This is a genomic window from Paenibacillus tuaregi (genome assembly GCF_900086655.1).
In the GTDB taxonomy this organism is placed as follows: Bacteria; Bacillota; Bacilli; order Paenibacillales; family Paenibacillaceae; genus Fontibacillus; species Fontibacillus tuaregi.
Map to the genome: position 1 here is coordinate 578,041 of NZ_LT575476.1, position 9,495 is coordinate 587,535.

The 9,495-nt window shown below is 50.8% G+C and carries 13 protein-coding genes and 1 riboswitch; of the genes, 8 read left to right on the top strand and 5 right to left on the bottom strand.

Annotated features, from left to right (window positions below):
* The first annotated feature begins 115 nt into the window (after positions 1 to 115).
* A complete protein-coding gene (locus BN6628_RS26015; RefSeq protein WP_148449255.1) occupies positions 116 to 328 on the top strand; it encodes a hypothetical protein in 213 nt (70 codons plus the stop codon).
* Between the two features lie 103 nt (positions 329 to 431).
* Here BN6628_RS26015 and BN6628_RS02875 read toward each other — a convergent pair whose 3' ends face one another.
* Positions 432 to 803 carry a hypothetical protein gene (locus tag BN6628_RS02875; protein ID WP_068613958.1) on the bottom strand — a complete coding sequence of 124 codons (372 nt, stop codon included), beginning with the start codon at positions 801 to 803 and terminating at the stop codon, positions 432 to 434.
* Positions 804 to 1,131: 328 nt separating this feature from the next.
* Here BN6628_RS02875 and BN6628_RS02880 point away from each other — a divergent pair, with 328 nt between their 5' ends.
* Together BN6628_RS02880 and BN6628_RS02885 are read left to right on the top strand one after the other, a co-directional pair.
* Positions 1,132 to 1,896, top strand: coding sequence for a zinc-ribbon domain-containing protein (locus tag BN6628_RS02880; protein ID WP_068613961.1), 765 nt, complete (start codon positions 1,132 to 1,134; stop codon positions 1,894 to 1,896).
* A gap of 82 nt (positions 1,897 to 1,978) precedes the next feature.
* Positions 1,979 to 2,284 (top strand): hypothetical protein, encoded by a 306-nt coding sequence (locus BN6628_RS02885; RefSeq protein WP_068613965.1) that lies wholly within the window; start codon positions 1,979 to 1,981, stop codon positions 2,282 to 2,284.
* Between the two features lie 121 nt (positions 2,285 to 2,405).
* On the opposite strand, the gene mscL is transcribed toward BN6628_RS02885, so the two are convergent.
* Positions 2,406 to 2,882, bottom strand: a complete 477-nt coding sequence (gene mscL, locus BN6628_RS02890; RefSeq protein ID WP_068613968.1) for a large conductance mechanosensitive channel protein MscL — start codon at positions 2,880 to 2,882, stop codon at positions 2,406 to 2,408.
* Positions 2,883 to 3,145: 263 nt separating this feature from the next.
* A riboswitch (purine riboswitch) is annotated at positions 3,146 to 3,246 on the top strand.
* 133 nt (positions 3,247 to 3,379) lie between these two features.
* On the opposite strand from mscL, the gene BN6628_RS02895 reads away from it, so the two are divergent.
* The 4 genes from BN6628_RS02895 to BN6628_RS26370 all read left to right on the top strand — a co-directional run bounded on the left by BN6628_RS02895 (position 3,380) and on the right by BN6628_RS26370 (position 5,877).
* Positions 3,380 to 3,967 carry a xanthine phosphoribosyltransferase gene (locus tag BN6628_RS02895; protein ID WP_068613971.1) on the top strand — a complete coding sequence of 196 codons (588 nt, stop codon included), beginning with the start codon at positions 3,380 to 3,382 and terminating at the stop codon, positions 3,965 to 3,967.
* Positions 3,968 to 3,981: 14 nt separating this feature from the next.
* Positions 3,982 to 5,346, top strand: a complete 1,365-nt coding sequence (locus tag BN6628_RS02900; protein ID WP_068613974.1) for a nucleobase:cation symporter-2 family protein — start codon at positions 3,982 to 3,984, stop codon at positions 5,344 to 5,346.
* A 180-nt stretch (positions 5,347 to 5,526) separates the two neighbouring features.
* Positions 5,527 to 5,718: a hypothetical protein gene (locus BN6628_RS02905; RefSeq protein WP_068613977.1), complete on the top strand. Its 192-nt coding sequence runs from the start codon at positions 5,527 to 5,529 to the stop codon at positions 5,716 to 5,718.
* 6 nt (positions 5,719 to 5,724) lie between these two features.
* On the top strand, positions 5,725 to 5,877 hold the full coding sequence (locus tag BN6628_RS26370) for a hypothetical protein (RefSeq protein WP_187386104.1): 153 nt from the start codon (positions 5,725 to 5,727) through the stop codon (positions 5,875 to 5,877).
* Positions 5,878 to 5,943: 66 nt separating this feature from the next.
* Here BN6628_RS26370 and BN6628_RS02910 read toward each other — a convergent pair whose 3' ends face one another.
* The 3 genes from BN6628_RS02910 to BN6628_RS02920 all read right to left on the bottom strand — a co-directional run bounded on the left by BN6628_RS02910 (position 5,944) and on the right by BN6628_RS02920 (position 8,664).
* Positions 5,944 to 6,282 carry a DUF4870 domain-containing protein gene (locus tag BN6628_RS02910; RefSeq protein WP_068613979.1) on the bottom strand — a complete coding sequence of 113 codons (339 nt, stop codon included), beginning with the start codon at positions 6,280 to 6,282 and terminating at the stop codon, positions 5,944 to 5,946.
* Between the two features lie 132 nt (positions 6,283 to 6,414).
* A complete protein-coding gene (locus tag BN6628_RS02915) occupies positions 6,415 to 7,593 on the bottom strand; it encodes an MGDG synthase family glycosyltransferase (RefSeq protein WP_068613982.1) in 1,179 nt (392 codons plus the stop codon).
* Between the two features lie 33 nt (positions 7,594 to 7,626).
* Entirely contained in the window at positions 7,627 to 8,664 is a 1,038-nt protein-coding gene (locus BN6628_RS02920; RefSeq protein ID WP_068613984.1) for a serine hydrolase domain-containing protein, read from the bottom strand.
* A 544-nt stretch (positions 8,665 to 9,208) separates the two neighbouring features.
* Here BN6628_RS02920 and BN6628_RS02925 point away from each other — a divergent pair.
* Positions 9,209 to 9,397 carry a hypothetical protein gene (locus BN6628_RS02925; protein WP_068613987.1) on the top strand — a complete coding sequence of 63 codons (189 nt, stop codon included), beginning with the start codon at positions 9,209 to 9,211 and terminating at the stop codon, positions 9,395 to 9,397.
* The last annotated feature ends 98 nt before the right edge of the window (positions 9,398 to 9,495 follow it).

The window sequence follows — 9,495 nt, forward strand, 5'->3', positions numbered from 1 at the left end:
CGCCGAGCTGCCCGCGCCTGCAGGCCGCCGGGGGCAGGGCGGCTCCCCGGCGGAGCATACGGGCCCGGCCTTGGCCGAATGGCTGGCCGAGGCAGCGGAGCAGGACCGGCTGCATGTGCCCGGTCCGCAGTTTCATGACGTCAAGATCACCTTGACGTCAGAGAAGGACGCTGCGCCTGAGGCATCACCGGATGCCGGGGCTTGGGCCCGGCTGCTGCCGGGTATTCCCGGAGCGGCCGAGGCGGTGCAGCGAATCCGCAGCCATACGGCGGAGCGGGCCCGCGGCCAAGCGGCTAATTTGTCCGGCAGCCGCAGGCCTCCCTCCTAGGGAAGCCAGGAGGGAAATGGAATTTCCCGGACATGCAAATCACCGGGTCCACTTCAATTAATATTGAAGGTGACCCGGTGATTTGCATTTTTTAATATATGGTTTACTTATTCGTCGGGGAACCATCGCCGTATCCCGGATGGTCATAGTCCGCGTTCTCGAGCTTACTAAGCACCCCGAGACTTTCAATAGCCTTCCGTGTCCGCTCATCCCCGATCTCATGTAAGAATGCATACACGTCGATAATTTTGTCATTGTAGTCATCGGTTGCTTGGTCCTTGTCAGCTGATTTATACGGGACAGGCGCACGTTTGAGCGTATGCTCGTCCTCCTTGGCCAGATCATCCAGCTTATCCCGGAGTATGCCAAGCTGCTCGTCGCTCAGATCCACTTCATACTCGGCCGATTCGTTCGGCACGTCTTGGATCAAATTATGAGTGACCGATACATAATAACGGGTTTTAGCATGATTCATCGCATTCACTCCCGGCCTTTTTATACTTTAATACACTCGGCCCGCAGCTTTTGAATCAGCCGTTTTCCCTGAATGGGGGAAATCTGGTATGATATACGGGATGAATGATATACTGGGTTAATTATTTATAATTTAATGTAATTAACGGTTTGAATGAAGTTCCTGGACCAATACGGATAGGTGGGATGGGGAGCCGAAGCAATTACTTCGGATGAAATTTGACATGGATATCCGTTTCATTTCATAGTGAATGATATAAGACATTCAGGTACCAAATGCCGCCTTTCAATTCGGGAAGGTTTAAAGGGAAATGGGAGGAGAAACGTTTATGGATTTTTTGCAGCGGATTAAAAAAGGTGCTGGCAAAGCGACAGAAAAGGCCCAGAACGCGGTTGAGATCAGCAAGCTGAATAATCAAATTTCTAATATTGAGCGTGAAATGGGGATATACTTCCAGCGTATGGGCCAGGTTTTCTACGAAGGATACCGCGAATCGGACATGTCGAAGGCAGAGAAGGAAATGATGGATCTGGCCAAGACCTGTGATCTTCTTAACGAGGAGAAGGATGAGGTCAGACTGAAGATCGCCGCTCTGCGCAATGAGCGTCTCTGCGTGTGCGGGAAGGTAGTTCCTGAAGAAGCGGTCTTCTGTCCGTTCTGCGGGAAGAAACTTGAGAATCAAGAGCAGGGAGCTCCAGCCCGGAAATCGGCTGGGGAGACAGAGACGGCTGCCAGTGAAGAAGTAGCTTCCTCGTACCAGGAGAAGGCAGTTCATATCGATCCGATTATTCTTGAGCCGGAATACGCTCCTAAGCAGGAAGTGATCAGTCCTGAAGAAGAAGAGCGCCGCCGGCGCGAGCTTGAGAGGGAGCGCGAGCGGCAGCTTGAACTCGACCGCCGCATCCGGACATGGAAGGAGAATGTTCTGAATCCTGAGCCTGCGGAGGACCCGCGTCTTGATGTGGAAGTACCGGTTCAGCAGGCGAAGGAGCGCTATCCGGATACCGACGAGATGACCAAATGTCAGATCTGCGCTGCTCCGCTTGCCAAAGGGACCAAGTGGTGCCCTCACTGTGGATCTGAACAGATCTAGGTTAACCGACTGGAGCCCTAATAGGCTCAGGCCTTTTGTTTAAGTTCAAGCTATAGAGGATAACGGTTAAGGAGTGTTAGCCATGGAATGTATCGTACATTTTAATGTGATTCATCCGGAGAAAACAAAGGAACTGCGTGGACTCATCCTGCTTGCTGAAGGCAAAGCGCCGACGGAAGAGGATTTCCTAAGCATGTTCTCGGACATGGGGTACCAGCTTAGGCTGTCCGACCGGGAAAAACTGATCTTCAAGCCGGTGAATGGAGATGCTGATTATTCAGAAATCCGTATCCAGAGCCTGGATACTGGGGAGGAGACCTACGCGGATGACCGGAATTTGAAATCGGTGATTTCCAATCTGCTTCCTCCGCAGTCGAAGCCTCTTTAAGCAGCGCAGCTTTTATAGAGGCTGGGTGCAAAATAATCAAAAAAGTCTGTCCGCGGGCATGGTATGCCTGCAGGCAGACTTTTTTTGATTCTCCTGTTCCTTCAGTCTGATGTCCTAACAGCTAACGGTCCACATGCTGGCCCTCTGCCTCAACGATGGAGGTACAGTGAGCGCACCGCGTAGCCTTAGCGGGAATATCGGACAGACAGTAAGGGCATTCCTTTGTCGTCTTTTCCGGCTCGGGCTTAGCCTCTTCCGTGCGACGGATGAAGTTGATGCCCTTGACCAATAGGAAGATACAGAAGGATACGATCAGAAAATCGATTAATGTATTAATAAACTGTCCGTAGGCAATGACGGATTTGCCTTTTGCGGTGACCGCTGCCAGGGATGGCCAGGGAGAGCCTACGTCATCCAGCGGATAATAAAGATCCTTGAAATTCACGTTGCCTAGGATTCTGCCGATTGGAGGCATAAGCACGTCATTAACCAGGGAGGTTACAATTTTGCCGAAGGCGCCTCCGACAATGACCCCGACAGCCAGATCAATGACATTGCCCCGGACAGCGAATTCCTTAAATTCCTTGATAAAACCCATAATTCTTTTCTCTCCTTTAGCAATCCAATGAGATAATGTCGTTTATAAGGTATAATTCCGATTCACGCTGTCTATTGTACATGAATGCAGGACAAGGGCAACAGTTTTTCTATATGGAAGAATGCGGCCGATAAGAATCAGTTTGTCGAAATTTGATTTTTTTTGGAATCGCCACGAAATACCTCTTTATTTCTAGGCGGTCTTTAGTTATACTTTTTAACATTGAATGAAACCAAATTACTATTTTCATTCCCCTTTCATTAAGGGGATGATGGATATCTTCTCGTATATGTGCAGGAATGGGCCTGCACGTTTCTACCAGATCACCGGAAATGATCGGACTACGGGGAAAAACGTTGTATCTATTCCTGCTATATAGGTGGAATGGATCATTTCGTTGATTTAACGGCCCATTCCCCGACTGCGGGGGATGGGCTTTTTGGGTTCAACCGGAGAAAGATGGCTTGCAGTCCAAAGAACATGAGGGGGAAGTAGAAATGAAGCTGTTGAGAGATAAGGTTATGCAGGAAGGGATTGTCCTTAGTGACCAGGTGCTGAAGGTGGATTCATTCTTGAATCACCAGATGGACCCGGTCTTGATGAAAGAAGTGGGCAAGGAGTTCACGCGCCGGTTCTCCGGTGAGCGGGTTACCAAAGTGCTGACGATTGAATCCTCAGGTATAGCTCCGGCCATTATGACGGCTCTTGAGCTGGGTGTGCCTATGATTTTTGCACGGAAGCATAAGTCGCTCACCCTGCGGGACAACATTCTGGTCGAGAAGGTGTACTCCTTCACCAAGCAGGAGACCAATGAAATCACGGTGTCGAAGAAGTTTCTTTGCCCCGAAGACCGGGTGCTGATTATCGACGATTTCTTGGCTAACGGGGAAGCCGCCTTCGGTCTCGCCCGCATTGTGGAGCAGATCGGCGCTACCGTGGCCGGTATCGGCATCGTTATTGAGAAGGCGTTCCAGCCGGGGGGAAGACTGCTTCAGGAGGCGGGATATCAGGTGGAGTCGCTCGTACGCATCGCTTCGCTTGAGAACGGAACGGTCACTTTTGCAGAAGAGGTTATTAATTCATAGGGGGAACTTGGATCATGGCAGGAGAACGGATTTTTCAGAAGAACAGACACCCGGTTCAGACACTCTCACTGGGTATTCAGCACGTGCTGGCCATGTATGCCGGAGCGGTCATCGTACCGCTGATTGTTGGACATGCGCTCAATCTCTCGCAGGAGCAGCTGACGTATCTTATCGCTATTGACCTGCTGGCGTGCGGGGTGGCATCGCTGCTGCAGGTATGGGGAAACAAATATTTTGGTATCGGGCTTCCGGTGATGCTCGGCTGTGCATTTCAATCCATCTCGCCAATGATTGCGATTGGGACCGAGAAAGGGATGGGCGTGTCGGCCATTTATGGGGCGATTCTCGCTTCAGGGCTGTTTGTGTTCTTGTTCGCAGGCGTATTCAGCAAGCTGATCCGCTTCTTTCCCCCAGTGGTCACTGGCTCTGTGGTAACGATCATCGGGGTAACGCTGATTCCTACCGCGCTTAGTGATCTCGGTGGCGGAAGCCCGGGTCAGAATCCCGAGTTTGGGAGTCCTCTGAATCTCGGACTTGGCTTCGGCGTACTGCTGCTGGTCATTCTGCTTAACCGCTTCGCCAAAGGCTTTGTCCGTTCAATCTCTGTCTTGCTGGGACTGATTATTGGAACGGTGGTTGCCGCGATTGCCGGCAAGGTTGATTTCACAGCCTTGAAGGAAGCCAGCTGGTTCCATGCGGTTCAGCCGCTGTATTTCGGAGTTCCAACCTTTCATCTGTCCGCGATCCTTACGATGATTCTGGTCGCTATTGTCAGTGTGGCGGAATCAACCGGCGTATTTCTGGCCCTGGGCAAAATCGTGGGTAAGGACGTTACTTCCAAGGACCTTGCCAAGGGCTACCGGGCCGAAGGCTTGGCTATTATGCTCGGTGGATTGTTCAACTCGTTCCCGTATACCACGTATTCGCAGAACGTAGGTCTTGTCCAGATGAGCCGGGTCAAAACCCGTGATGTGATTGTGGTGGCTGGCGGCCTGCTGGTGGTCATCGGTTTCGTTCCGAAAATTGCCGCCCTGACTCAGATCATTCCAACCTCGGTGCTGGGTGGAGCCATGGTGTCGCTGTTTGGGCTCGTGCTCTCCTCCGGCATCCGGATGCTGGGCGATCAGGTCGATTTGAACCGGTATGAGAATCTTCTGATTATTGCCTGCTCCGTGGGTATGGGGCTGGGCGTGACCACGGTGCCGACGCTGTTCGACCAACTGCCAAGCTGGCTTCGTATTTTGGTGGACAACGGGATTGTTGCCGGCAGTGTGACGGCAATTATTATGAATCTGCTGTTTAATGGACTCCGGAATTCAGCAGATCGTAAGTCCAGTGCCCAGAATGAGCCGGGGGATCAGGATATTTCCGCCGCGTAAAATGCAGTACAACAACGCTAAAAGCCGCATTATCCCATATTCGGGATGATGCGGCTTTTTTGTATTTGGCGTTGGTCTGGGAGATAAGCCTGTTTTGCATTACAGCTTGGTACTTGCTGATACTGCCGGTCCTCCCGGCACATATGAATGGTACATGAAGGGAGTGAGGTGAAGGGACGGATGCTCAAGACGAAGGTTACAACCTACAAATATAAAGTAGGAAAGAACCGCTACATCGTGATTAACATATTACAAACGGCGCAGGCCTCCGCGGACAGTGGAAATGTGCTTGCCAGCAATGCGCTGAATGTGAAGATTTTCGAGGGCAAGGGTGGTAACAAGACAAAGGCAGGTCAGAAAAAAAGGAGGTGAGCCGAGATGGGTCAGGTGAAACGGAGTTTTAAAAACAAACGGATTTCTGTAACTGTCCGTCAGTCCTCTTCAGCCAGAACCGGGCAAGGAGGGAATCCGATTGCAATTAACGCCTCGGATATCGGTGTTGTACGTACGGATGTCCGCAGCGGAAAGTAATCAAATAGGGGGCAGGGGTATGAACATCTGGACTCCCGCCACAGACTTCAGGGTAGTTAGGGCAGCTCACAACTTCCGCATTTGATCCTCAGCGAAGTCGCCAATATAAGGAACCTTATAGAACCTGCCCTGCAGGGAAGCCAGCATCAGAACAATCCATAAGACTACGCCAGTGAGCTGCAGGATCAGGATAGCAAAGGCGCCGATTAAGGGAACGAATCCCGCTGCTGTACAGCCAACAATAAGAGAACCAAACAGCATAATGGACTGAAGCGCGTGAAACATGACGTAGCGGCTTCGCTTCTCCAGTGCGAGCATTACCGCGCCGCCAACCAGTGGGATGAAATAACACAGAAAGCCGGCCAAATTCTCGGGTATTCCGGTCGAGGATCTGAATGGTGACAAGGCAACGCACCCTCTTCCATAGTCAGTGAAGGAAGCAGCTCACGCCACTTGTCCTTCCCTCTACAATGTATGCAGCTGCGGTAAATCCAGAACTTGGGGGAGAGAAACCGCGTCTAAATGCACACGAAGCCGTTAATGGGCCCCAACAGGCAGAGGCCTGGTGTCGGATGGAGCCCAGGTTGTCGTTCTGGCGTCCGTAGAGAACCACATCTCCAGAATATCGCCTACAATACGTTCCGCGGAATTGGGTTTACGGAGGGCATCGATCTTCAGCCTCCATTCTTCAAGCAGCTCCTCGCCCGCAAATAGCGATTTGATCTGTCCGGTTAAGGTCTTCGGATCATAGGAGATTGAGGCGATGCCTTTGCTCTCAAGATACAGCGCGTTGTTCCGCTCTTGGCCAGGAACCGGACGATAGAGGAATACAGGAAGCCGGCTGGCCAGCGCCTCTGACAAGGTAATGCCTCCCGGCTTCGTAATAATGCAGTCGCAGATCTGCATCAAGCGGGCAACCTGATGAACGAAGCCGTATACCTGTAGTCCCGGGTGTCCGCCGAACATGCTCTTCAGCCCCCGCTCCAGCTCGGTATTCTTGCCACAGATCGCGATGACCTGAAGATTCGGACTATCCAGCAGCGGTTGGATAATGTCCCGGATGCCCTGCATAACCCCATAAGCTCCAGCCATAAGAAGAACGGTCTTCTTCGTGGGGTCCAAGTGCTGAATGACTTCAGGATCGGGCTGATGGGTCTGGTCAAAATCAGGCTTGATTGGAATTCCGGTGGCAATAATCCGTTCAGCAGGAATGCCCCTCTCCATTCCCTCCAGACGCAGATCCTCTGTAGCAACATAATACCGGTCGATGTCGGGGTGAATCCAGCGGCCGTGCAGGTCGAAGTCAGTCACGATATTTACGATCGGGAGGGAAAGCCCGGTCTTTTTCATTAATTTGGGCATGGCCAGCTGTGGGAAGGTGTGAATAATCAGATCCGGCTCATGTTCCCGGATCATTTCCTCAAGCTTGCGCATACCGAAGGAGTGCAAAATATTAGCAAAGGGTTTATCCGGCTGCATATCTTTGGTGATGTTATACACCCAGCCATAGACCGCCGGGAGGGTTCTGAAGCTTTGAATATATATAAAACGGGTCAGGTTGTTAATCAGAGGATGGGCTAGCGCCATAAGATCAATGAGTACGACATTGTGGACCCCTCTATGATGAAAACAGGCTTCGATCGCCTTGGATGCCTGATAATGGCCATCCCCGTAGCTGGCATACAGAATCATAATTTTCGGTGAAATTGAATCCATGACGTTCATTTCCTCCTCTTGGCATCTGGCAGCTTATTTCCCCTGGCGGCTCATCTTCATGGCTGGAAGCACATAGCTTCCAAGCAGCTGACGCGGGTTCCTGAAGCGGCTCACTTTACTGTCGGCTGTAAATACGACCACGGCATCCAATTCGGGGATCAGAATGATCTGCTGTCCCCCATGTCCATGGGCGTAGATGAAGTCTACGCCTTTCTCGGTGTCGGTCCACCATTGATAGCCATAACGTCCATAACTGTAGTAAGGCTGCGAACGGGGGGTCCAGGATTCCTGAAGCCAGGCCCCGGGTACGATACACCTGTCTTTCCATGTTCCGCCCCTTAAGCACATCAGTCCGAACTTGGCCATGTCACGTGAGGTGAGCGACAGACCGATATGGCCTGTAGTATGCCCTTCGGAACAGGTCGACCATCCGGCATGCTGTATGCCGAGCGGTCCGAACAGATGGAACCGGGCATACTCAAATGCGCTGATTCCGGTATGTTCCGTCAATAAGATGGACAGCATGTGGGAATCCGGGCTTCGGTATATAAACTTTCCCAGCAGATCCTCCTGAACGGGAAGGCGCAAAATGAATTTGGCCCAGCTTTGGCTCCGGTGGAAGCGGTGGATGAATTTCTCCCCAAGCTTAGAGCCGGTCTGCCAATAGAGCCCCGAGGTCATGGTTAAAAGCTGACGGAGGGTAATGGTGCTCCACAGCGGGTCCGGCCGGTTGGGGGCGAATTTGCATATTTGATTCCATACGGGATGGTCTAATTCCTGCATTTCTCCCCGTGAAATTGCAATTCCTGTCAAAATAGACATGAAACTCTTCGTTGCGGACCTGAGATCGTTCAGGGAAGCGGGATGATAATTATTATAATATTTCTCATAAATCAGCCTGCCGCTTCTAACCACGAGGAAGCTGTGCATCCGCGGAAACTTTCCACATATCGCCTGATGTGCTGCATCAAGGAGGCGGGTGTCCGTATCGGTCTCCTCTGGCTCCCCGATGGGAAAGCTTGGAATAGAAGCTGCGGCCGAAATTAGAATAGGGGTATACTCAGTATTCAAAGGGCCCTCCACGGTTAGACGAGATTAGGTTAGACAAAAATAAGTTAAATATATTTTTTCTTACCCGTTTAGTCTTATCTTAACCCAGTGCTTGCCCGATAAATAAACTATATGGAATTAACATTAGATTTAAACACTTCGTTGTATTAAGGGAGTGTAATAAATATTGTGTGGATACAGGGAAAGCTGAAACGCTTTGGTGAATATGATACAATGGAAACGGATAGGAGGTAATTCGATACCCGGATCCATTACCAGACAGACCGCCCTAAAGCACCCAAGGGGCTGCCCAGCTTGTTTCAGCAGGGTTGTGATCGGGTATTTAAAGTGTCAGATGCCTGCCGGAAGGCAGAGTTATGTTCCTGTGAACCGCGGACGGCTGGGGCTTATTTTTTTTAGCCAGAGCTTGCCTGGTGGCTGTAAGATTCACCCTTATGACCACAATCGCCGGCGCACACTAACCACCATATGATGTTACTTGCAGATCTTTTCGGCATTCTCAAAATCGGAGCATTAACTACAAGCGTTCTGGGAGGGAATTACTATGGCAACGAAAGGTCATAACGAAGTAAAAGAAAGTCTGCTGGAGATGACACGGATATTCCGGCCCAAAGATCCTAAGAAATTTGTGAAGGAATATGTCCGTAAATACCGCATAATGGGTGGATATGAAGAAGAACTGACACATCTGGTTGAGCACGAAATGGGAAAATTGAATTCGTCCGTTTCGTAACAGCCGGAGTTAAATGAAGAAATAAAGCCTTACCAAATATAAGCTTAAGCCTAAAACCGCCTGCAGACAGGCGGTTTTTTTTTCTTTTCGGCCTACAA

What these genes read in the sequence shown, in the direction of transcription:
- BN6628_RS02875 (WP_068613958.1), bottom strand. Translation starts at nt 803, where the DNA reads ATGAATCATGCTAAAACCCGTTATTATGTATCGGTCACTCATAATTTG.
- BN6628_RS02880 (WP_068613961.1), top strand. Translation starts at nt 1,132, where the DNA reads ATGGATTTTTTGCAGCGGATTAAAAAAGGTGCTGGCAAAGCGACAGAA.
- BN6628_RS02885 (WP_068613965.1), top strand. Translation starts at nt 1,979, where the DNA reads ATGGAATGTATCGTACATTTTAATGTGATTCATCCGGAGAAAACAAAG.
- mscL (WP_068613968.1), bottom strand. Translation starts at nt 2,882, where the DNA reads ATGGGTTTTATCAAGGAATTTAAGGAATTCGCTGTCCGGGGCAATGTC.
- BN6628_RS02895 (WP_068613971.1), top strand. Translation starts at nt 3,380, where the DNA reads ATGAAGCTGTTGAGAGATAAGGTTATGCAGGAAGGGATTGTCCTTAGT.
- BN6628_RS02900 (WP_068613974.1), top strand. Translation starts at nt 3,982, where the DNA reads ATGGCAGGAGAACGGATTTTTCAGAAGAACAGACACCCGGTTCAGACA.
- BN6628_RS02905 (WP_068613977.1), top strand. Translation starts at nt 5,527, where the DNA reads ATGCTCAAGACGAAGGTTACAACCTACAAATATAAAGTAGGAAAGAAC.
- BN6628_RS26370 (WP_187386104.1), top strand. Translation starts at nt 5,725, where the DNA reads ATGGGTCAGGTGAAACGGAGTTTTAAAAACAAACGGATTTCTGTAACT.
- BN6628_RS02915 (WP_068613982.1), bottom strand. Translation starts at nt 7,593, where the DNA reads ATGGATTCAATTTCACCGAAAATTATGATTCTGTATGCCAGCTACGGG.
- BN6628_RS02925 (WP_068613987.1), top strand. Translation starts at nt 9,209, where the DNA reads ATGGCAACGAAAGGTCATAACGAAGTAAAAGAAAGTCTGCTGGAGATG.